The organism is Streptomyces sp. NPDC045022, assembly GCF_056432605.1.
Genome location: NZ_JBWKIR010000001.1, coordinates 709,388 through 731,247, shown reverse-complemented (window position 1 = coordinate 731,247; position 21,860 = coordinate 709,388). Strand labels below are relative to the sequence as shown.

Sequence of the window (21,860 nt, the reverse complement as noted above, 5' to 3'; positions counted from 1 at the left end):
GCGTCAGCCCGGTGCGCCGGGCAATGCGGCGGCGTCGGCCCGGTCCCGCCGGGGAGGCGCCGTCGTCAGTCTGGAGCGCCAGGCATTGCGACGGCGTCAGCCCGGTTCGAGCAGCCGGTGCGGCGGCGTCAGCCCGTTGCGCCGGGCGGTGCGGCGGCGTCAGCCCGGTTCGCCAGCCGGTACGGCGGCGTCAGCCCGGTTCGCCAGCCGGTACGGCGGCGTCAGCCCGGTTCGCCAGCCGGTACGGCGGTGTAGGCGGACGCCAGGATGTCGAGGGTCTCGGGCAGGCCGGGCGGGCGGAGCATGCCGCGGGCCGGACGGCCGGTCCAGCCGGGGCCGCCGAGCGTCATCAGCGGTTGGGCCCGGGCACCCTTGACTCCCCATTCCATGGCGGCGATGTGCTCGGCCAGCGGCAGGCTCGCGGTGGAGCGTGCCTGCGCCCACAGCACCACGGCGGCCGGGCCCAGGCGCCGTACCGCCGCCACGAGCGCCTCCGCCGGAACCGCGGCGCCGAACATCCGCGTCGGGACGCCGAGGTGGCTCAGCGCGGCGTTGAGCGCTTCCAGCGGGAGGGTGTGCTGCTCACCGGGGACGCAGGCCAGGACCAAGGGACCGGCGCCGGTGGACTCGGCCGTCGCCGTGGGCTGCCGGGTGTGACGGCGCAGCGTGGTGGACACCTGCCAGGACAGCAGGTGCTCCACCTCGACGTAGCGGTCCCCCGACGAGGCCCACTTGCGGCCCACGGCGTGCAGGGTCGGCACCATCACCTCGTGCCATGCGGTCACGAGCCCGTACCGGGCCACGGCGGCGTCCAGCTGCTCCCCCATGGCCGCGGCGTCCAGCCGGACGGCCGCACGAGCCAGGCCGCGGCCGTCCTGCCGGGCATCGGTGACGGACAGTGGGCCGGACGTCGGTACGCGGGCGACCTCACGTCCCGCCCACGGAGCTGGTGCCGGGGCCGGTGCGACGTCGTCCGGGCGCCGTGTGCCTGCCGGGTACGCCCGCTCCTTCGCGGTCCGGGCGGCCTCGGCGGGTGGCACGCCGGTCGCCGTCAGCCGGCACATCGTCTCCAGCATCGTCACGTCTCCCGGCGACCAGCGCCTGTGCCGGCCGTCGGTGCGTACGGCGGGGCCGATGCCGTATCGGCGGTCCCACGACCGCAGGGTGGTGGGTGAGACACCGAGCCGGCGGGCCAGTGCGCCCGTGGTCAGCCTCGGCTCGACGCTCCCCGGAGGGCCGGCCGGCTCGCGCTCCGGAGGTCCGGCGGCTTCGGACACGTCCATGTGACGACTATACGACGCAGAACCGATGCGAGTTGAGAGGGAATGGCACCGGCTCACACGATGGACGGGACACGACCTGGGAGAGCCCGCGATGTCCTGATCCGCCGTGGTGACGGGCATGTGCCGGGTCATCACGATCGGGTCGGCCCGTTCGACACGAAGGAGCCGTCGCCATGAGTGCGCATTCGACCGCCGTCGCGCCCGGCACCGCGGTGCCGCCGACCGACCCGTCCGCCGCCGGCACACCTGCCTGGCCGTGTGTCGAGGAGCCGCTCACCGACGAGGAAGTGGCACGGGGCCTGGTGGCCGGCGACGACGCCTGTCTTGCCGCGGTCTACCGGCGCTGGTCAGGCCTGGTGCACACACTGGCATGGCGCACACTGGGCGACGCCAAGGAGGCCGAGGACGTCACCCAGCAGGTGTTCCTCGGCGTCTGGCGGGGGCGCGCCGGCTACCGGCCCGAGCGCGGGCCGGTGGCCGGGTGGATCGTCGGCATCACCCGCCGCACGATCGCCGACGCCCTGTCCGCCCGGACACGCCGCGGCGAGCTGGCCGCGGCCGCCGGTGCGGCCCTGTCGCCGGAGGAATCCGCAGCCGGGCGGCCCGAGACCGCCCTGGAGCGCGTCTTCGTGCGCTGCGAACTGGCCCGGCTTCCCGCGCCCCAGCAGCGCGTGCTGCGCCTGGCCTACTACGAGGACCTGACCCAGACCCAGATCGCGGAGCGCACCGGCTGGCCGCTGGGCACGGTCAAGAGTCACGCGCGCCGGGGCCTGCACCAGTTGCGCCGCAACCTGCGGCCGCAGACCGGAACGGACGTGGCCCAGGCCTCCCGAAGAACGGCCGGGGCGAACGGATGGAGCAAACGGGCGGAGCGGCAAAACGCTGCGGAAACCGTGCAACCTCGCGGGCCCGAGAGCCCTCCACCTCTACACATAAAGGATGAATAAGGGCAAAATGGGAGATGCGGTGGTTCTCCCGCACCAGACGCGGTCCGGCTGCAAAGTCAAAGGAGACGAGTCATGGCCAACGTCTCGCACAGGGGTGATATGACGACCCACCCCGATGTCTCCGAAATGCGGGCACGCTACGCCCGCATGCTCGGCGGTCGCGATGTGGCGCTCGTGGACGGGCCGGTGTTCCTGCTCGGACTGTACTGCGCGGCATCTCCGTGGATCCTGCACTACTCCGCGAGCCAGCCGGCACTCATGACCCACAACCTGATCATGGGCATAGCGATAGGTCTGCTGGCACTGGGATTCACCAGGGCCCCCGAGCGGATGTACGGCCTCAGCTGGGCCATGTGCGCCATGGGCGTCTGGATGATCATCGCTCCGTGGATCGTGGGCCGGGCCCCGGACGTGGGCGTGATCGTCAACAACATCGTCATCGGCGCACTGGCGCTCGTCCTCGGACTGATATGCGCCGGCACGGCGGCGAAGAGCGCCCCCAGGCCGTAAGAGGAAAGGCGAGGAGAGGAAGGACAGGGAGAACCAGAGGCCGGTCCGCCCGGGCGGACCGGCCTCTCCCACGCGCGCCCCGGGCTCTGAGAACCCCTAACGGAAAGCCGCCGTGCCGCCCTCCGCTTCCTGGTGGCCCTATCGGAAAGCCGCCGTGCCGCCCTCCGCTTCCTGGTGGCTCGGTCCGGCCGCGTATGCCAGCGGAGGGGCGATCGCCTGGGCATCCACTCCCTCGCCGACCCATAGCGCGATGAACAGCGCGGCGGTCGCTTCCAGGAGTCCCGCACGTTCGAGACCGCCACCGGCCACGGCTTCACAGCCCACGTCCCTTACCAACTCACGCACACGCGCGAGCGCAGTCTCGTCGTCTCCGCAGACCGGAACGGCCAGTGGTCGCCCGTCGAAGACGGGCGGCCGCATGCGCCACACGTCCTCGTGGCAGAGATTGAAAGCCTTGATCACGTGGGCTCCCGGTGCCGCCGCAGCCAGTCGCTGCGCGGCTGATGGGCCTCCTTCCGTCAGCAGGCGGAAGCCCGGCCCGGCCGGGTTGGAGGAGTCGAGCAGCACCTTGCCCTCCAGGGCCGCGTGCAGGTCCCGTACCACGTCTACTCCCGCCCCGAAGGGCAGCGCGGCCAGCACCACCTGGCCGGACTCGGCCGCCGCGCGCAGACTGGCAGGTTTCGCGCTGCCTCCGATGCGCGTCGCGAGCCGCTCCGCCTTGCGTGCGTCCCGTCTCCCGATGGTCACGTCGTGCCCGGCCCGCACCCAGTGGGAGGCGAGCGCGTCGGCCATGTTGCCCGTTCCCAGTACGCCGATTCTCATCACGTGGTCCCTCTCCGTGCCTGCTTCGACCGTTCACACCGACGCTAGAAGGCCGTTCGGGCACCATTTGGTACGTGACGACCGATGCCTTCCTTGCCGACTGCCGCGCCCGGCTCGCCTTCGACCTGCTCTCCAACACCTGGAACGCCGTGGTGCTCTGGGCACTGCGCGACGGTCCCAGGCGCCCGGTCGAATTACGGGAGCGAATCGGGGGCATCAGTTCCAAGGTCCTCACCGAGACTCTGCGCCGGCTGCAGTTCAACGGACTGGTCGACCGGCAGGCAGACCCCGACGCACCATCACGGGTCGAGTACCGACTCACAGCTCTGGGCCGGACCTTGCTGGCGCCCATCGACGCCGTCGGCGCATGGGCCTTCGAGTACGGCGATGAGGTCATGGCAGCCCAGGAAGCAGCATGCACTCCTGACCCGCAGTCCCCGCCTCCTACACGCTAGACGGGTCAACAGCGTGAGCGCAGACGTCGCCGGCAGATGAGCGCACATCCCAGGGTCCCGGAGTGATCCAACCTCCTCGAAGATCTTTCGTTGGGGCTCTAAGGCGCCACAGGGACGCCGTACTCCTCGCTGACCTCCTTCGCCCCGAACGGCCACGCCTTCTCCAGCCGGGCCCAGATCAGGTAGGCCAGGCAGCCGAGGGCGAGCCAGGCGAGGGACCACTCGATGGGATGGCGGCCCGGGGAGTTCCTGTCGGCGTACCCGTAGATGACACACCAGCCGACGAAGGCGACGATGCTCGGCAGGGGGTAGAGCCACATCCGGTACGGGCGGGGCAGCTCCGGCCGGCGCTTGCGCAGGACGGTCAGCGCGACGATCTGGGCGAGGGCCTGGACGATGACCATCACCGTGGTGAGCAGCTGGATCAGTGTCGCGAGGTCGGTGTGACGGCCGATCAGGAAGCCGACGGCGGTGATCACGCCCATGGTGGCGAGGCCCAGCATCGGGAAGCGGTGCCTGGGGTGCAGCTTCTCGTACGGGCGGAAGAAGACCCGGTCGCGGGCGGCGTCGTACGGCACCCGGGAGCCGCCCAGCAGACCGGTGAACACCGAGGCGAACGCGGTGACGAGGATCAGTACGGTCACCGTGTCGGCCGCGCCCTCGCCCCAGGTCTTCTCCAGCACCGCCGAGGCCACCGACGTGGAGGCGATGTCGTGCGGGTCGGTCATCCGGTGCCAGTCGATGACACCGAGCGTGCCGATCTGGAGCAGCAGGTAGATCGCCATGATGCCGAGGATCGAGAAGAGGATGGAGCGCGGCAGGGTGCGGCCGGGGTCCTTGATCTCGGCGCCCATGTAGGCGGTGGTGTTGTAGCCGAGGTAGTCGTAGATGCCGATGGTCAGGCCCGCGGCGAAGCCCAGCCAGAAGTGGTCGCTCGTCAGGTCGAAGGCGTGGGCCGGGTAGGTGAAGGCAAGGTGCGGGCTGAAGTCCGTGGCGGCGGCCACGATCACCAGGAGCACGGAGGCGATCATCACCGTCCACATCACGGCGGTGATCCGGGCGATGTGCTCGATGCCGCGCCAGAGCAGGATCACGACCAGGGCGATCACGCCGAGGCCGATCAGGTCGCCGGACGTCCGGCCCAGGCCGGGGGCGAGGTACCCCAGGTACTGGACGAAGCCGACCACGCCGGTGGACATGATCAGCGGGATGAACAGCATCGCCGTCCACACGAACAGGAACGGCATGAGGCGCCCGGTGCGGTACTGGAAGGCCTGGCGCAGATAGACGTAACTGCCGCCGGAGCCGGGCATCGAGGCGCCCAGCTCGGCCCAGACCAGCCCGTCGCACAGCGCCAGGACCGCGCCCGCGACGAACCCGATGACCGCCTGCGGGCCACCGAACGCGGCGACCATCAGCGGGATCGTCACGAACGGGCCGATGCCGCACATCTGGCTCATGTTGATGGCCGTGGCCTGGAACCGGCCGACGCGACGGACGAAGCCACCCGAGGGTGGCGGGCTACCGGACATGGGGACTCCTGACGCGACGGGCACTCCACGGCACCCGGCGGGGCCGACTGGCCGATAAAGTTAAGGAGCCTTACTAGAGGCGTCAAGTATGCGTCAGGAATGCACGAGAATGGTCCGATGCCCGCCGGTGACGTCATAGAGCAGCAGGAACAGACCTGGAGTCGTCGACGCCTGCGCAGTACCAACGAGCGACTGCTCCTGGACCGGCTGCGCGGCCTCGGCGCCGCGTCGCGCGCGCAACTGGCCCGCGAGAGCGGCCTGTCGAAACCGACGGTGTCCAGCGCGCTCGCCTCGCTGGAGGCGGCCGGCCTGGTCCATGAGGTCGGCACCCACGCCCCGGAGCGCGGGCGCACCGCCGTGCTCTACGCCCCCGATCCAGCGGCCGGGTACGCACTCGGTGTGGACATCGGCCGGGGCTGGCTGCGCGTCGCGGTGGTCGACCTGGACGGCGCGGTCGTCGCCCGGGCCGATGTACGCAACCGGGCCCGCGCCTCCGCCGCCCTGACCGACCTCGTCGTGGGCACCGCCCGGCAGGTGATCGCCAACTCCGGCGTGGACCCGGCGCAGGTGGTGTACGGGGTGGTCGGCACGCCCGGCGTGTACGACGAGCGCCAGCGGCGGGTGCGGTACGCGATGCACCTGCCGGGCTGGGGGCGTGCCGGGATCGTCGACCGGATGCACACGGAGCTGGGCGTGCCCCTGGAGGTGCACAACGACGCCAATCTGGCGGCGCTCGGCGAGTACACGTACGGCGTCGGCGCGGGCAGCCGGCTCTTCGCGTACCTCCTCATAGGCACCGGCCTGGGCATGGGGGTGGTCAGCGAGGGACGGCTGTTCACGGGGGCGCACGGGCTGGCCGGGGAGATCGGCTTCCTGCCCTGGCCCGGCCGGCGGAAGCCGGAGCGGCTGGAGGACGCGGTGTCCGGGGTGGCCGTGGTGGAGGCCGCCCGGCAGTTCGGGATGAGCGGGCAGCTGACGGCGAAGGCCGTCTTCGACGCGGCCCGGCAGGGCAATCCGGCCGCCGCCCGCGCGGTGGAGCTGGAGGGGGAGCGGATCGCACACACCGTCGCGGCGGCCACCGCCGTGCTCGACCCGGATCTCGTGGTGCTCGGCGGCGGGGTCGGTCACAGCGTCGACCTGCTGCTGCGCCCGGTCCAGGAGCAGCTGCGCGCTCTCACCCCGCTGCGCCCGCGGATCGCGCCGAGCCGGCTCGGCGAGGACGCGGTGCTGCTGGGCGCGGTGGCCACGGCGCTGGACACCGCCCGTGACCTGGTGTTCGAGCGCAGGACGGCCGGGACCTGACCCCTGCGGCGCCGACCACGGCCGTGGTCGTTGACACAGCCCGCACGGCGCCCTAGCGTGACCCGGGTTAGTAAGGTTTCCTAACTTTACGAGGCTGGAGACCCCGTGTTCCCTCGCCCCGCACGCGGACGCCGGTACACCACCACCGCCCTGGTCCTCGGGCTGCTCGGCACGCTGACCTCCGGCACCTGGTCCGGCGCCCGGCAACCGGCCCCGGCGCACGGGCACCCCGGGGTCACCCGCGTCCCCTCGGCGGCCGAATCGAGCACCCCGCTCTCCGGCTACGCCATCCAGTCCACGGCGAAGGTGAGTGACTCCCCCACGGCCGTCTCCTCCCCCGGCTACCCGGCGACCGGCTGGTACCCGGCGGGCCCCCGCTCGACGGTTCTGGCCGCACTCCTCGCCGACGGCGTCTACGCCGACCCGTTCCACTCCACGAACCTGCAGAAGATCCCGCGGGCCGACTTCCAGGTCCCCTGGTGGTACCGGTCCGACTTCACCGTCGAGGACACGGCACGGCGCACCTCCCTCGACTTCAGCGGTGTCGTCTCGGCGGCCGACGTCTACGTCAACGGCCGGCAGGTGGCACCGGCCCAGGACATCACCGGCGTCTACACCCGCCACGAGCTGGACATCACCGCACTGGTCCGGCCGGGCAGGAACACGGTCGCCTTCCGTATCCGGCCCAACGACCCGAGCAACGACCTCAGCATGGGCTGGCTCGACTGGCTCCAGCCGCCGCCGGACCGGAACATGGGCCTCGTCCGCGATGTCCTGGTCCGCAGGGGCGGCCCGGTCGCGCTGCGCGACGCGCACGTGGTCACCGAGCTGGCCGTGCCCTCGCTCGCCACCGCCGACCTGACGGTGAAGGCCCAGGCCCGCAACGACACGGGGACGCCGGTCACGGCGGAGATCTCCGGCAGTATCGGCGGAACGCACTTCACCAGGACCGTGCCGCTCGCCGCCCACGAGACGAGGACCGTCACCTTCTCCCCCACCGACGTGCCCGGCCTGCACCTGACCGAGCCGAGGGTGTGGTGGCCGGCCGGGATGGGCGGGCAGCCGCTGTACGACCTCGGCCTCACCGCCACCGTCGCCGGTACGACGTCGGACACCGCGCACGAGACGTTCGGCATCCGGGACGTGCGCGCGCCACTGAACTCCGGCGGCGCCCGCCAGTACCGGATCAACGGCCGCGAACTGCTGATCAAGGGCGGCGGCTGGTCCCCGGACGAGTTCCTGCGCTGGGACCGCGCCTACGTCGAGGACCGCCTGAAGTACGCCCTCGACCTGGGGCTGAACACCATCCGGCTGGAAGGGCACCTGGAACCGGACGAGTTCTTCGACCTGGCCGACCGCTACGGCGTGCTCACCCTGCCGGGCTGGGAGTGCTGCGACAAGTGGGAGGGCCACGTCAACGGCAGCGAGACCGGGGAGGAGTGGACCGACGCCGACTATCCGGTCGCGAAGGCGTCCATGGCCGCCGAGGCCGCCCGGTTGCGCGACCACCCGAGCGTGATCTCCTTCCTGATCGGCAGCGACTTCGCGCCCGACGCGACGATCGAGAAGGACTACCTGGCCGCCCTGGAGGCCGCCGACTGGCGCACCCCGGTCGTTTCTTCCGCCTCCGACAGGTCCTCGCCCCAACTGGGCAGTTCGGGCATGAAGATGACCGGCCCCTACGACTGGGTGCCGCCCGGCTACTGGTACGCCAAGCGCGAGGGCGGGGCCACCGGCTTCAACTCCGAGACCAGCGCGGGCCCGAGCATCCCCACCCTCGACACCCTGCGCCGGATGATGACACCCGCCGAACTCGACACCCTCTGGAAGAACCCGGGAACCCGGCAGTACCACCGCTCGCCGTCCTCCGTCTTCGGCACGCTGAAGATCTACGACGACGCCCTCACCGGCCGCTACGGCGCGCCCACCAGCCTCACCGACTACGTCCGCAAGGCCCAGCTGGCCCAGTACGAGAACGTCCGCGCCCAGTTCGAGGCGTACGAGCGCAACGCGACGGACGCGGACCAGCCCGCCACCGGCGTGATCCACTGGATGTTCAACAGCGGCTGGACGTCCCTGCACTGGCAGCTGACGGACCGTTACCTGGACCAGAACGGCGCCTACTTCGGCGCGAAGAAGGCGAACGAGCCGCTGCACATCCAGTACTCCTACGACAACCGCTCGGTCGTGGTGGTGAACAACCGGACCGCTCCCGTCCAGGGCCTCACCGCACGGGCCACACTGTTCAACCCCGACGGCACGCAGAAGTACGACAGGACGGTCACCGGTGTGGCGGTGAACGGTGAGGGGGCGCACGGAACCCCGCTCACCCTGCCGTCCTCGGTGAGCGGACTGTCGCGGACGTACCTGCTCCGCCTGGTGCTGACGGACGCGGACGGCACGGAGGTGAGCCGGAACGTGTACTGGCTCTCCACCAGGCCCGACACCCTCGACTGGAGCAGGACCACCTGGTACTACACGCCGACGACGAGCTACGCGGGTCTCCAGGGGCTCACCTCGATGGCCCAGGTGCCGGTGACGGCGACGGCCTCGACCACGTCGTCCGGCGGCACGTCGACCACCACGGTGACCGTGCGCAACGCGGGCAGCGGCAGGACACCGTCCCTGCTGACGGACGTCCACCTGGTCGACGCGCGGGGCAAGCCGGTACTGCCGGTGCGCTGGTCGGACAACGAGGTGAGCCTGTGGCCGGGCGAGTCGGTGACGCTGACCGCCACCTACCGGACGGCCGCGCTGCGCGGCTCGGCACCGAGCGTGCGGGTCTCCGGGTGGAACACGCCACAGCGGACGGTGCCGGCGGCCTGAGGATGCGGGGGCGGGCCGCGCGGACCGCCCCCGTGCCCGTGCTCAGCTCACGTTGAGCGCGGTGTCGTCCACGACGAACGACGTCTGGTACTTGGAGCCCTCGGTGCCGGTGAACTTCAGGGTGACGGTCTGCCCGGCGTAGCTGCTCAGGTTGACGCTGCGCTGGGTGTAGCCGGAGGCGGCGTTGAGGTTCGAGTACGTCGCCGGCGTGCCGACGACCGTGCCGGAGCTGTTGAGGACCTGGACCTTGAGGGTGTCGTAGACCGTGCTCGTCGTGGTCTCCGCCGTGTCGACGTGGAGGTAGAAGCTGAGCGTGGCCGTCGTGCAGGCGGCCGGGAGGGTCACCGACTGGGAGAGGGTGTCGGTGGTCGCGGTGCCGTTGCCGTCGAGCCAGGCGTAGTACGAGCCCGAACGGGCCGCCCTGCTCGCCGAGTTGGTGATGACACCGCTGGTGGCGCTCCAGCCGGCGCTGCCCGACTCGAAGCCGTTGTTGCCGAGGAGCTGGCCGGCGGTGCAGGTTCCGGTGCCGCCTCCCCCGCTGCCACTGCCGGAACCGGCCAGCCAAGCGGTGGCGTTGAGGGCGAGCGGGGCGTTGGCGGCGCCGGTGTCGTTCCAGCCGTCGTAGAGGGTGTTGCCGGACTGGCCCGTGCCGTCGTCGATCGGGGAACTGTCGCCCCAGAAGGCGACCCGGCCGCTGCCGAAAGTGCTGGTGGCGAAGAAGGCGCCGGTGTTGCCGGAGTAACCGGTGCGGTAGAGCAGGCCCTTGACGGAGGAGTTGTCGGCGGGCTTGAGCGTGGCGGTCGTGCCGCTGGCGATCAGGCTCTTGGTGACGGAACCGAAGGAGCCGTGCAGCACCGGGTCGCTGCTGTCACTGATCGCCGACGGGTAGTCGGAGCTGATGCTCAGCGAGTCGATGGAGAAGCCGAACGGGTCGGTGGAGTCGACGCTGTTGTTCGTCATCAGGTCGTTGAAGACCTCGACCGCGTCGTAGCCGTCGTTGTTCCGGTCGGCGCCGGTGTGGTCGGAGATCATGAACAGACCGCCGCCGTTCTTCACGAAGTTCATGATCGCCGTCTTCTCGGCGGTCGTGAACAGCGTGTTCGGCTCCGGCAGGACCAGCGTGTCGAAGTTCGACAGGTCGGTCGTGGCCGAGCCGCCGTAGCTGAGGCCGGAACCGGACGGCAGGGTCTTCAGGCTGTAGCCGCCGGCCTTCTGCAGCGCGACGCCCCAGGAGGAGAGGGCGCCGGTCCAGTCGGTCTCGGCGGACGGGGAGGAGTCCTGGCCGAGCGGGTCGGGCTGGCTGGTGGAGATGATCCAGTCGGCGTTGCCGGCCGTCTCGGCGTGGGCGTTGTCGAACAGGACGCGGTGCGTGGTCGCCGCGCGGGCGGGGGTGCTGGCACCGACCTGGAGGGCGGCTCCGGAGAGGAGCAGCCCGAATCCGGCCAGGGCGGTGGTGAGTCTGCGGCGGGATCTCCTGGATCCAAGCATCCGGCGAACCTCCATGAGGGGTGGGGAGAGGCGGTGCGGGCGCCAAGTCTGCGCGCGTAGAGCCAGGTTGAGGGTTCTACACGCGTCGATTGGTTGAAAGGTACATGGCATGACAGCCCGGTGAACAGAAAGTCCCGGCAATAACCGGAGCGGAGTGCCTCCGCTTACAGCGGCCACATCACTGTCGTCGTCGGCATCATGGCCGCGCCGCTGGGCCCCACGATCGCCGCCGGGGTCCGGGTCGTGGCCACCAAGGAGCCTGCCTGGATCGAGGGCATCATCCGGATCGCGCCGCCGGCCGCGCCGGGCATCGGGGCGCTCGACCGGACGCGGGTCCGCCACTGCGGCAGCGGTCAACTCCCGTACAGGTGGGGGGTCGTGGTGCTCAGCGCGTGGAAGCCGCGGCGTTCCAGGATGGGGCGGCTCATGGGCGAGGCGTCGACCTGCAAGTACCGGTATCCGTGGGCGGCGGCGACGCGGGCACGGTGGGCGACCAGGGCGCGGTAGAGGCCCCGGCCCCGCCAGGCCTCGACCGTGCCGCCGCCCCACAGCCCGGCGAACCGGGTGCCGGGCACCAGTTCCATCCGGGCGGCGCTGACGGGTTCGTCACCGGCGAGCGCGACCACCGCGACGACCGTGCCGGGGGCGGCGGCGAGGCGCGTGAGCAGCCGGTGCCGCAGCCGGGTGCCGTCGGTGCCGAAGGCCCTCTCGTGCACGTCCACGACGAGGTCGACGCCGGCCGGGTCGGTGGCCGGCACCAGCCGGATGCCCTCGGGGGGTTCGGCGTCCAGGGCGAGCCGGGCCACCTCGCCGATCATCAGCGTCTCCTCGGGCTCGGCCCGGAACCCGGCGGCGCCGAGCCGGGCACCGAGATCCACCGGCCGGTCATGGCCGTAGAGCTTCCACTCGAAGTCATGGCCGAGGCCGGTGAAGTACGCGATCTGCTCCTGGATCGCCCGGTCCGCACGTGCCGCGTCCAGCCCCGACCAGACAACGCCGTTCCAGCCCTGCGCGTCCGCGACCTGCCGCACCACCCCGCCGACCCGCACCGCTCGCGCCTCTTGGGCTGTCCCCCCATACCTCCACGCTAGCCGTGACCACCAGCCTGCGCAGACCGGCAAGTGCTGATGGGCCGTCCCGACCGCGGGATGTGGGCAGGGCCCGCGAGATTGGCGTGCAGGGTCGCGGCCGCGCCTGGCGCCGACGCGACACGTCCGGTGTCACCGTCCTCCACCTGCTGCGCAGCGGCGCGCGGTGATGCCCGGCGCACGTGTCACCCGTTCGGCGTAACTGCTGAAGCGCTGGTTGCTGTGCTCGCCCAGCATCGGAAGGGTGGCCGGAGCGGCTTCTTTTCCTGTCCGACAGGTCTGGAAGGGGTGTGTGATGAGCCGAACTTTGATCGTGGTAGATGTGCAGAACGACTTCTGCGAAGGGGGCAGCGTCCCCGTCAAGGGTGGGGCGCGGATCGCCACGGCGATCGCGGACCTGGTGGAGCGCAGTGCGGGGCGTGACTACCGGTACGTTGTGGCCACCCGGGACCATCACATCGATCCGGGCAGCCACTTCTCCGAACATCCAGACTTCCAGGACAGCTTCCCCGTCCACTGTGTGGCAGGAGGCGAAGGAAGCGAATTCCATCCCCACTTCGCACCCGCCGTCACGGACGGCAAGGTGCACGCCGTGTTCTTCAAGGGCGCCCACAGCGCCTCCAAGAGCGGCTTCGAGGGCGCGGACTCGGAGGGAACCTCGCTGGCGGACTGGCTGCGCGCCCGTGGCGTCAAGAAGGTCGACGTGGTGGGTATCGCGACGGACCACTGTGTGCGTGCGACCGCCCTGGATGCCGTCGCGGCGGGCTTTCGTACGCGCGTACGCCTGGACTACTCGGTCGGGGTCGCCCCGCACACAACGGCGGCCGCAGTGAACGACTTCCGCCGGACCGGAGTTGCGGTATCCGGTGAGACACCGATAGCGGAACAGTCCTGACACCGGGTCGACGCCGTCCACAGCCCAGCTGAGCGAGGGCGAGTGACGCACGCCCGGCACCGGACGATCGCGACGGGACCGTGTCCGCCGGGGCGCAGCCGCGCGGCGCGCAGCTGGTGGCGTGTGGCCAGCTCGGCGACGGGCCGGTGCGCCAGTCCTACTCCGGTACCCGGTCAGCGAACGGGCGCCGGCCATCACCGCTCCCACCAGGCAGGCAGGCGAAGAGGGCGGTGCGGGATGGTGGAGTTTACTGACGTCGAACAACTCGACTTCGACCTGTAGACCCCCGTCGGCCCGCGCCGCCGTCACGGTCGGCGGGACGCAGCTCGCCCCCGATTAGCTCCAGGGCGTGTTGTGAAAGTGCGCGTCGGTCTCATGGAGTCCATGAAATTACTGGACGGCCAGGGACGTTGATCGCTTCATGACTCAACGCCCAGCGCCTCGCTCACTGTCCGACGAAGCCCTCGCCAGCTTGCTTGGCCAGCAGCAGTTCGGCACGCTCGCCACCATCAAGCGCAGTGGCCACCCCCACCTGGCAGCCAGCACTTCACGGTCACCGTGCCTGCGTCGGCCACCGCCCTGAGGCCGCGTGGGTGCCTCCGGCGCCACCCGCTGGAAAAGCTCCCACAACTCCTCCGGCACCAGCCGCTCAACGATCCCCACCACAGCCGACAGCCTACGGAGTGAACCAAATGAGACGATGTCAAAAAGCGCGGGTGATACAGCGGCCGCCCAGCCCTGTGCGTAGACGCCGATCTTGGCCCCTTCAGATGGTGGGGCTAGCCACACCCCCAAAGGTGGGGTGTGCAGCAGTGACCGGTATGGCCCTGAGGCCACATGCTGACACCCTGACTACCGCATCATCACCAACCAACCCGCCGTACGCGGACGCGATTGCAAGGCCCCACGTCGACAGGCAGCCTGATCACCGAGCGATTCCCGAAATTCGGTGTCACCCGGCCAGCCGGCGCATCGTGCTCCAACACGGCTCGAACGGTCTGAAGGATTATCCTTGCCCCGCCACACACTCCCACCGCGATCCCCTGGATCGTCCGGTCGCGCAGTCGCCATACTCGCCGCTTTTGCTGCGGTTCTCCTCCCGGCTGTCTTTTTCGCCCCGCAGTCGCTGGCGGCGAACAGCTCGGAGGGTGGCTTCGTTCATCAGCACAAGCTCATCAAAGCAGTCAATGAAGCTTTCGTCGGATACTGGGATTCCGGTGATCGCGATTTCACCCCCGATATGCAGCGGGTCGTCGACTACTGGTTCCGGTTCCATACGATTAAAGCAGGGATCTCAATAGTCTTGCTGATCGTGCTCGTCGCACTCAGTCACCAGGTCTGGAGGGCATACGTAGGAGCCGGCGGATTCGGGAGGGGCAGAAGGGTCGGTCTCGCATCGGCCGGCGTTCTCACCCTGATCCTCACAGCACTGGCGCTGGTGCTGGTGATCGCCAACGTCCAAGGCGCTGCAGCGCCTTTCACCTCGGTGCTGTCGCTAATGCCCCTCGGCGCGCCCCAAGGACAGCTCGCCGGGACACTCGCCCAAGTCCGGGAGCGTCTGGCTGACTCACAGAACACGGGTCACCGCACCCCGCCCCCCATCGACATGATGATCAGTGACTTTGCCCGCTATCACGAAGCGGTAGTCGTGATGTCCGTGATTTTGACCCTCATTTTCATCGGCCTCAGCGTCGTGCTGTGGAAGAGGTTCACGGCAACAGGACCATCCGACCGGCGGGCGAGGCGCACATTGGGATGGTTCGGGGCATTGTCAGCAGTCTTCTCGCTGGTTGTGATCATCCTCTTCGTGGCTAATCTTTCCAACACGGTGGAACCAACAAAGGGGCTCATCGGCTTCTTTGCAGGCGGATTCTGATAAATCCTGGTCGACGAACATGCCGCACGGCGGGGCCGGCTGTGCAAGGTGGATCAAGGTCCTGCTGTTGCGAGAAAGCTGACGCGGTTCTCGTACTCGCAGCGCGCCTTGCACTGTGCCGGGATCGCCGAGACGCCCTGGGCGCCATCGAGGGGCTTGAGCGTGGGGTGTAAGCCCCGTCCGCGCCGTACAGTCACGCCGTGGTCCAGCACGGCCCACTCGGTCGGCTCCGGCTCCGGTGTGCGGAGCAAGTCGGCCACCTTGCCAGGCATGTCTGTCGAGCTACTGGCAGCTTGACTCAGGCTTGTCAAGCTTGGCGGGTACGAGCCAGCGCGGTGCGCGTCAGCGGCGCCGGGCGATGGTGAGCCCGTCCCGCACCGGCAGCGCAGCCGGGCCACGATCTCCTCGTAGTAGGCCGGGGAGTTGTCCTTGTCGGCGTCGATGAACGCGATGTCGATGACCGGCTCGGGATCGAGCGCGTGCCGTGTCTCCAGCGCGGGGGCGATGCGCAGGTCGATCCGGTCGGCGACGCCCAACGCTCCCAGTACGGCCGGCCGATCGCGGTCCACTCCTCGCTGACGTCGCAGGCAAGCAGCCGCCCGCCGTCTGTCAGGCCGCGGGCGATGCAGAGTACATCCGCGCCTGCTCCTGTCCGCAGGCATGGGAACCGACGGGGCTGTGTGGGGCGAGGTGGCCCCGGAGGCAGCTCGCCAGGTGTGGGCGGTCATGACGTAGGGTCGATGGATCGGAGTGGAAACGTGCTCTGGGGCCGGGCAGATAGCCGGACAGAGAGTACGCGCACACGCGGTATCGGACGATCCGCCACTTCTTCCACGGAAGGAGTGCGTCGTGAGGGCAGCACAGTTCAGCCGGTTCGGCGGCCCGGAGGTTCTTGAGATCGTCGACCTCCCCGATCCCCGTCCCGGCGCCGGAGAGATACGGATCAAGGTCCGTGCCGCGGGGATCAACGCCAGCGACTGGAAAAAGCGTCAGGGCCTGATGGACCAGGAACTGCCACAGACCCTGGGCTACGAGGCCGCGGGCATCGTTGACGAGATCGGCGTCGATGTCTCGGGTGTCACGGTTGGCGACCGGGTCTTCGGAGCCTCACCATACGGAGCCGCCCAAGCGGAGTTGGCCGTGCTGTCCTCTTGGGCCCCGATCCCGAACTCGCTCGACTATGCGAGGTCTGCAGCGATCCCTGCGGCAGCCGAGACCGCGGCGCGCTCGCTCGACCAGCTTGGCGTCACGGCGGGCAGCACCGTGCTCATCAGCGGGGCATCGGGCAGCATCGGGAGTGCCGCTGTCCAACTCGCCGTGGAGCGCGGCGCGCGCGTCATCGGCACGGGTAGTCCAGGCACGCACGATGCCCTCCGCTCGCTCGGGGCTGAGCCGGTGGCATACGGCGACGGGATGCCGGAACGAGTCTGGGCAATCATGCCGTCGGGTGTCGATTTCGCACTGGACGTCGCTGGCAGCGGCGTCCTTCCCGAACTCGTGGAGCTCGCGGGCGCGCCCGAGCGCGTGATCACGGTCGCCGACTTCCGGGGCGCGCAGCAGACGGGCATCCGCTTCAGCCGCGGCGACACCGGCCGCGCCACCTACGCGCTGGCCCAGGTAGCTCAAATGACTGAAACGGGACGATTCTCCATCCAGGTCGGCCGGACCTTCCCCCTGACCGAGGTGGCCGACGCGCACCGCGTCGGCGAAGCCGGGACTCCGCGCGGCAAACTCGTGCTACTCGTGGACTGACCGGTCTTCGAAGGGACTCTTCACGAGGTCGTGGCTCGTCGGAGTCGATGCGCGGGACCGCGCGCACTGGCCCCGCATGCCGAGTCAGGTGCCCGAAGCCGCCGTCGCCGCCCAAAAGCCGGCGGTGGAGCGGGCTGAGTACCTTCGGCTTGTGGATGCTGACCACAGCGCTGCTCTTTCATGGCGTCTCGCTCACTCGGTCGGTTCCTGGCCGGTGAGCAGGTCGAGCAGGCCGGCGGGGGCGTTGTCGCCGAAGATGAGCTGGTGATTCTTGTCGGATTCGGCGGCGAACCGGGCACTGCGGGCGAAGAGAGCCTGCTCGTACTCTGCAAGGGCGGCTTCGATGTCGTCGGGATGTGCGGCGATGGCTTTGCCGAGTTCGGCGCCGTCGAGCATGGCGAGGTTGGCTCCCTCCCCGGCGAACGGTGACATGAGGTGGGCGGCGTCGCCCAGCAGCGTCACTCCGGGAACGCGGTCCCAGCGGTGGCCGATCAGCAGGGCGCTGATCGGGCGTGGGGCGAGGGCGGTTTCCCCGTCAGTGATGAGTGCGGTGAGTTCAGGCGCCCATCCGGTGAATTCCGCCGCGACCTGGGCCGCCGCCGTTTCGGGACTGGCGAGGATGGCTGCGAGCCATTCCTGCGGTTTGTTGAGCGCGACGTAAGTGTGCAGAACGGCGTCGGCCTCTCGATGGCCGAGGATCCCCTTGCCAGTCGTGACGGCGAACAGGGAACCGTCGCCGACGGCCTTGGCCGCTGCGGGGTGGCGTTCGTCGGCGTCATACAGGTAGGTCTCGATGAACGACGTGCCGACGTACTCGGGCTTCGCGTCGGAGAGCAGCGGCCGGACCCTCGACCAGGCGCCGTCCGCGCCGACGAGGAGGCCGGTCGTCACGGTCGGCCCGTCGGCGAACGTCAGCTCGTGCCTTCCGTCTCCCATGGGGCGGACACCGGTGACCTTGTGTCCCCAGTGGATCATCTCGCCGGGCAGCGAGTTGATCAGGATCCGACGCAGGTCTCCGCGGAGCACCTCGGGGCGCCCGCCCGTGCCGTCGTCGGGCTGGTCAAGCAGGACCGCGCCGTGCTGGTCGAGCACGCGCACGGCCTCGCCGCCTTCGTGGATGATCGCGCGGAACTCGTCGGTGAGGCCGGCCGCTTCGAGGGCGAGCTGCCCGTTGTACTCGTGGATGTCGAGCTGGCCGCCCTGCGTGCGGGCGTCCGCCGATGTCTCGGCTTCGTAGATGGTCGCGGGGATGCCGTGCAGGTGCAGGACCCGGGCGAGGGTCAGGCCGCCGAGCCCGGCGCCGATGATCGTGACGGGAGTGGTCATGGTGGTTTCCCTTTCGGCTGGACACGCTCTACTCGGGTACAGTGTTCGCAGTAATGCGCGCCACGATAGCACTACTGCGAACAGTGAGCGCAGTAGTGAGGAGGAAAACCGATGGACGACGCTCACACAGTGGTCTGGAACCGGCCGCAGCGGGCCGCGAAAGGCCCCGCACCCTCACGCACCCGGGCGGAGATCACCGCCGCCGCCATCGCGATCGCCGACGCCGAGGGCATCGAGGCACTGTCCATGCGGCGCGTCGCCAAGGAACTGGGAACGGGCACAGCCTCGCTCTACCGCTACCTGGCATCCAAAGACGACCTGCTCGATCTCATGCTCGACGCCGTAGCGGCCGAAGACGGCGGCCCGCCTGCCCCCACCGGCGACTGGCGCGGCGACTTGCGGACACTGGCCTATCGCTCCCGGGCCACCATCCACCGGCATCCCTGGATGACCTCCCTCGCGGCAGGGCGCCCATCACTTGGACCGAACTCTCTCGATGCCACCGAACACGCACTCGCCGCCCTCGATCCCCTCGGCTTCGACATCGACGTCATGATCACCGTCGTCAATACGCTGCATGCCTTCGTCCGCGGCTACGCCATCGGCGAGCTCGCCCAGCAGGAAGCCGTCCGACGCTCCGGAGTCGGCATCCAGGAATGGATGGACGCCCACGCGCCCTACCTCGACGAAGTCGTCAGGGCCGGCCGCCATCCACTCCTCGCCCGGGTCATTCGTGATGCCGAACTTCCCCGCGCGGCCGACAGCGCCGAGCGCGGTTTCCAACTGGGACTCGAACGACTCCTCGACGGATGGGAGGCCAACCTCCCCATCCGGCCCTGACGATTCGGCAGCGCCAACTGGAGGTTCGTCGGCGAACTCCGCACTCCGACGTCGGCCTCCGCGCGCGCCGAACCCCCGACGCAGCACGCTTCCCAGAAGCGCCCTCTGCCCGGGCAAGATCAAGAACGTGACGCCAGACTGGCAGGTGATGGTGCGCAGGATGGTCGACCTGCCGCCGCCGGTGCCTGCAGAGATCAGGACGTGCGGGGAGTCGGCGTCCAGATCGCCGGAGAGAACGTCATGCCCTCCAGTGAGGCGCCCTCCCCCGCCGCTGCGAGCCAGGTGATCCGGAAGGCCAGGCGCTGCCACCCGGTAGGAGGAACGCGTGCACTGTGCGGATCAGCGGGCGATCGAGATCGCGAAGGGCGCGAATCCGCTGGACCGAATCACGTGCGGTACGAACAGTATCGCGGCCTCCGTGGCGCGGGCGGTCTGGATCCCGCCGAGATCAGTGATCCACTCATTGCGCCAGCCGAGGTCGATGATCAGCTCACGGACGGTCTGCTTGGCCTGCGGGTCCTCGCCGGAGAGGAAGGCGTCGGGCGCCTGGGTGAGCGTGGCCGGCGCGGTCATCACCGGGAAGAGCATGGTGTTGAGTGTCTTGACGACGCGCGTTTCGGGGAGCGCTTCCTGGAGTTGCTCGGCGAGGCTTGAGCCGGGGTAGATCAGGTCGGCGGGCAGTCCGTCCGGTCCGTCGACGGTGGCGTTGGAGACGTCGACGAGGATCTTGTCGCGCAGTTGCTCACGCAGGGCGACGAGCCGGTCCAGCGAGCCGGCGCCCGGGGTGGCGTTGATGACGATCTGGGCTGTCCGGGCAGCGTCGGCGGCGGCGCCCGGCCCGCGGTCCGCCACGGTCACCTCATGCCCTGCCCGGATGAGGGCTGTGGCCAGGTTGCCGCCGACGCGGCCGTTTCCGAGAACTGCGATCGTGGTCATGATGATCTGGTCCTTCCGTGCGGGCAGGTCGTGGTGCGCGGTCAGCGTGAGAGCGTGGCGACGGCCTCGGCGTGGACGCCGGGCGCGGCGGCCAGGAAGCTCTCGCTCTGCGGGGTCCAGGGGCGGCCCTCGGCGTCGGAGATCTGTCCGCCGGCCTCGGTGACGAGCAGCGCCCCGGGCAGCAGGTCCGCGCGGGCGCCGGCGAACTGCCAGAAGGCGTCGATCCGGCCGGCGGCCACGTTCAGCAGGTGCAGGGTCGCGGGCACGGCGGTGCGGACGACGAGCGCGTCGAAAAGCATCGCGGTGATCGAGGAGCCGACGCGCCTCACGACCTTCTCGTCCTCGTCCGGCCGGGCCTGGCTGGTGGCCACGATGCTCAGGCCGAGGTCCGCGGTCTGGGAGACGCGCAGCGGCCGGCCGTCGAGGTGGGCGCCCGCGCCGGTGAGCGCGGTGTAGGTCTCGCCGGTCAACGGCAGGTGGACCGCGGTGAGCACCGGCTGGTTCTCACGCACGAGGGTGGCGGTCACGGCCCACTCCGGCAGGGCGTGCAGGTGGTTGACGTTGCCTTCGGCCGGATCCACGACCCACCATTCGCCGGGCGGCAGTGCCCCGCCGTCCAGTTCGTCCTCCACCCAGCCGGCGTCCGGGCGCAGGCGCGTGAGACGGGGGCGCAGGATGTCGAGGGCCGTGTCGTCGTTGGCGGCGAGCGCGCGCATCAGCTCTTCGCGGGTCTGGTAGCGGACCACCTCGCCGAAACGCTCGCGCAGCGCCGAACCGGCCGCGCGCACGGCGATCGCGGTCTGGCCGAGCAGGTCGGCGTCGGAGGCGGCGACGTCAGTGGTCTGAAGCGTTTCGGACATGGTGGTACTCCCGTGTGAGGAGGGGTGATGAGGCCGGTCGGGGCAAGCAGTGCGTTCCGTCTTGCGCTCTCGTCTCGAAGGTATAGAGCCCTTTGATTAACTTCAAATGCATGTCAAGCACGGATAGGATTACTCACATGCAATTGGATTTGAACCTGCTCGCCGCGCTCGACGCGCTACTGGAGGAGGGAAGTGTGGCCGGGGCGGCCGCGCGCCTGCACGTCACCGCCCCCGCGATGAGCCGGAGTCTGGGCCGGATCCGGCGCACGACCGGGGATCAGATCCTGGTGCGCACCGGCCGCACGATGACCCCGACGCCGTACGCGATCGCCGTCCGGGAACAGGTGCACGAGTTGCTGCACCAGGTCCAGGGGGTGCTGGCACCGAGCCGTGAACTCGATCTGGCAACGTTGGAGCGCACTTTCACCCTCCGCTGGCACGATTCCCTGGTCGCCTTGAGCGGCCCCACACTGCTCTCGGCCGTGCGCAAAGAGGCGCCGGGCGTGCGCTTGCGCTTCGTCGCGGAATCGAGCGTCGACACCCCCGAGTTGCGGCGCGGCGAGGTCGACCTGGAGGCGAACGCCAACCGCCCGAGCGCACCGGACATCCGTGCCGAGAACGTGGGCGAGAGCCGCCTCGTCATCGTCGTCAGGCAGGGGCACCCCCTCACCCGCGTCAGGACCGTCACCGCAAAGCGGTACGCCGCCGCTGAGCACGTCGCCGTCTCGCGACGTGGAAACCTCAGCAATGCCCTCGACGACGCCCTCGCGCGGCTCGGCCTCACCCGCCGCGTGGTGGCGACCGCGCCCACGGAAGCGGCCGCGCTGGAGTTCGCGCGCGGCTCCGATCTCCTGATCAGCGTCCCCGAAGCCACCACGCGGTCAGCGGTCGCCGACCTCGGCCTCGTCGTGCTCCCCCTCCCGCTCGAACTGCCGTCGGCACCGGTATACCTGTCGTGGCATCAGCGCTACGACACCGACCCCGCCCACGCCTGGCTGCGCGGGCTGGCGCGAACCGCGCTGGCCATGGGCGGAGCGTCGTAGTCGGCGCCGTGCGGCCGCTTCACCCATACGTCCACGCGACCACCTTGATGCCGCGCGGCCGGCCGCTGTGCGGACCCGC

Annotated in this window: 19 protein-coding genes and 1 pseudogene; 11 read left to right on the top strand and 9 right to left on the bottom strand. The window is 70.0% G+C overall.

Annotated features, from left to right (window positions below):
• Positions 1-221: 221 nt before the first annotated feature.
• The gene (locus tag AC07C1_RS03220; protein ID WP_478936523.1) at positions 222-1,283 is read right to left on the bottom strand and encodes a MerR family transcriptional regulator; all 1,062 of its coding nucleotides are present in this window, start codon (positions 1,281-1,283) and stop codon (positions 222-224) included.
• A 173-nt stretch (positions 1,284-1,456) separates the two neighbouring features.
• Here AC07C1_RS03220 and AC07C1_RS03215 point away from each other — a divergent pair, with 173 nt between their 5' ends.
• Complete coding sequence (locus AC07C1_RS03215) at positions 1,457-2,230, top strand: sigma-70 family RNA polymerase sigma factor (protein ID WP_478936521.1); 774 nt, start codon at positions 1,457-1,459, stop codon at positions 2,228-2,230.
• Positions 2,231-2,302: 72 nt separating this feature from the next.
• Positions 2,303-2,740, top strand: a complete 438-nt coding sequence (locus AC07C1_RS03210; protein ID WP_478936520.1) for an SPW repeat protein — start codon at positions 2,303-2,305, stop codon at positions 2,738-2,740.
• A gap of 138 nt (positions 2,741-2,878) precedes the next feature.
• Here the strand turns inward: AC07C1_RS03210 and AC07C1_RS03205 are convergent, their stop codons facing one another.
• A complete protein-coding gene (locus AC07C1_RS03205; RefSeq protein ID WP_478936519.1) occupies positions 2,879-3,562 on the bottom strand; it encodes an NADPH-dependent F420 reductase in 684 nt (227 codons plus the stop codon).
• A 74-nt stretch (positions 3,563-3,636) separates the two neighbouring features.
• Between AC07C1_RS03205 and AC07C1_RS03200 the strand changes: the two genes are divergently transcribed.
• Positions 3,637-4,017 carry a winged helix-turn-helix transcriptional regulator gene (locus AC07C1_RS03200; protein ID WP_478936517.1) on the top strand — a complete coding sequence of 127 codons (381 nt, stop codon included), beginning with the start codon at positions 3,637-3,639 and terminating at the stop codon, positions 4,015-4,017.
• Between the two features lie 98 nt (positions 4,018-4,115).
• Here the strand turns inward: AC07C1_RS03200 and AC07C1_RS03195 are convergent, their stop codons facing one another.
• On the bottom strand, positions 4,116-5,549 hold the full coding sequence (locus AC07C1_RS03195) for an APC family permease (protein ID WP_478936515.1): 1,434 nt from the start codon (positions 5,547-5,549) through the stop codon (positions 4,116-4,118).
• 117 nt (positions 5,550-5,666) lie between these two features.
• Between AC07C1_RS03195 and AC07C1_RS03190 the strand changes: the two genes are divergently transcribed.
• Together AC07C1_RS03190 and AC07C1_RS03185 are read left to right on the top strand one after the other, a co-directional pair.
• Entirely contained in the window at positions 5,667-6,851 is a 1,185-nt protein-coding gene (locus tag AC07C1_RS03190; protein ID WP_478936513.1) for an ROK family transcriptional regulator, read from the top strand.
• A gap of 105 nt (positions 6,852-6,956) precedes the next feature.
• On the top strand, positions 6,957-9,677 hold the full coding sequence (locus tag AC07C1_RS03185) for a glycoside hydrolase family 2 protein (RefSeq protein ID WP_478936512.1): 2,721 nt from the start codon (positions 6,957-6,959) through the stop codon (positions 9,675-9,677).
• A 42-nt stretch (positions 9,678-9,719) separates the two neighbouring features.
• Here AC07C1_RS03185 and AC07C1_RS03180 read toward each other — a convergent pair whose 3' ends face one another.
• A complete protein-coding gene (locus tag AC07C1_RS03180) occupies positions 9,720-11,165 on the bottom strand; it encodes a hydrolase (protein WP_478936510.1) in 1,446 nt (481 codons plus the stop codon).
• 353 nt (positions 11,166-11,518) lie between these two features.
• Positions 11,519-12,214 carry a GNAT family N-acetyltransferase gene (locus tag AC07C1_RS03175; RefSeq protein WP_478936509.1) on the bottom strand — a complete coding sequence of 232 codons (696 nt, stop codon included), beginning with the start codon at positions 12,212-12,214 and terminating at the stop codon, positions 11,519-11,521.
• 334 nt (positions 12,215-12,548) lie between these two features.
• On the opposite strand from AC07C1_RS03175, the gene AC07C1_RS03170 reads away from it, so the two are divergent.
• From AC07C1_RS03170 to AC07C1_RS03160, 3 genes and pseudogenes are all read left to right on the top strand, one after another.
• Positions 12,549-13,148: an isochorismatase family protein gene (locus AC07C1_RS03170; protein WP_478936507.1), complete on the top strand. Its 600-nt coding sequence runs from the start codon at positions 12,549-12,551 to the stop codon at positions 13,146-13,148.
• 421 nt (positions 13,149-13,569) lie between these two features.
• A pseudogene (locus AC07C1_RS03165) lies at positions 13,570-13,683 on the top strand (PPOX class F420-dependent oxidoreductase); the annotation flags it as partial.
• 477 nt (positions 13,684-14,160) lie between these two features.
• Complete coding sequence (locus AC07C1_RS03160) at positions 14,161-15,024, top strand: hypothetical protein (protein WP_478936506.1); 864 nt, start codon at positions 14,161-14,163, stop codon at positions 15,022-15,024.
• A 53-nt stretch (positions 15,025-15,077) separates the two neighbouring features.
• On the opposite strand, the gene AC07C1_RS03155 is transcribed toward AC07C1_RS03160, so the two are convergent.
• Positions 15,078-15,560 carry a hypothetical protein gene (locus AC07C1_RS03155; RefSeq protein WP_478936505.1) on the bottom strand — a complete coding sequence of 161 codons (483 nt, stop codon included), beginning with the start codon at positions 15,558-15,560 and terminating at the stop codon, positions 15,078-15,080.
• A gap of 313 nt (positions 15,561-15,873) precedes the next feature.
• Between AC07C1_RS03155 and AC07C1_RS03150 the strand changes: the two genes are divergently transcribed.
• The gene (locus AC07C1_RS03150; RefSeq protein ID WP_478936504.1) at positions 15,874-16,776 is read left to right on the top strand and encodes an NADP-dependent oxidoreductase; all 903 of its coding nucleotides are present in this window, start codon (positions 15,874-15,876) and stop codon (positions 16,774-16,776) included.
• Positions 16,777-16,968: 192 nt separating this feature from the next.
• Here the strand turns inward: AC07C1_RS03150 and AC07C1_RS03145 are convergent, their stop codons facing one another.
• The gene (locus AC07C1_RS03145; protein WP_478936503.1) at positions 16,969-18,102 is read right to left on the bottom strand and encodes an FAD-dependent oxidoreductase; all 1,134 of its coding nucleotides are present in this window, start codon (positions 18,100-18,102) and stop codon (positions 16,969-16,971) included.
• A gap of 111 nt (positions 18,103-18,213) precedes the next feature.
• On the opposite strand from AC07C1_RS03145, the gene AC07C1_RS03140 reads away from it, so the two are divergent.
• Positions 18,214-18,942, top strand: a complete 729-nt coding sequence (locus tag AC07C1_RS03140) for a TetR/AcrR family transcriptional regulator C-terminal domain-containing protein (RefSeq protein ID WP_478936502.1) — start codon at positions 18,214-18,216, stop codon at positions 18,940-18,942.
• A gap of 339 nt (positions 18,943-19,281) precedes the next feature.
• Here the strand turns inward: AC07C1_RS03140 and AC07C1_RS03135 are convergent, their stop codons facing one another.
• Together AC07C1_RS03135 and AC07C1_RS03130 are read right to left on the bottom strand one after the other, a co-directional pair.
• Entirely contained in the window at positions 19,282-19,878 is a 597-nt protein-coding gene (locus AC07C1_RS03135; protein ID WP_478936501.1) for an NADPH-dependent F420 reductase, read from the bottom strand.
• 41 nt (positions 19,879-19,919) lie between these two features.
• A complete protein-coding gene (locus tag AC07C1_RS03130; RefSeq protein WP_471020646.1) occupies positions 19,920-20,738 on the bottom strand; it encodes a 3'(2'),5'-bisphosphate nucleotidase CysQ in 819 nt (272 codons plus the stop codon).
• Positions 20,739-20,875: 137 nt separating this feature from the next.
• Here AC07C1_RS03130 and AC07C1_RS03125 point away from each other — a divergent pair, with 137 nt between their 5' ends.
• Entirely contained in the window at positions 20,876-21,781 is a 906-nt protein-coding gene (locus AC07C1_RS03125) for a LysR family transcriptional regulator (RefSeq protein WP_478936500.1), read from the top strand.
• Positions 21,782-21,860: the final 79 nt, after the last annotated feature.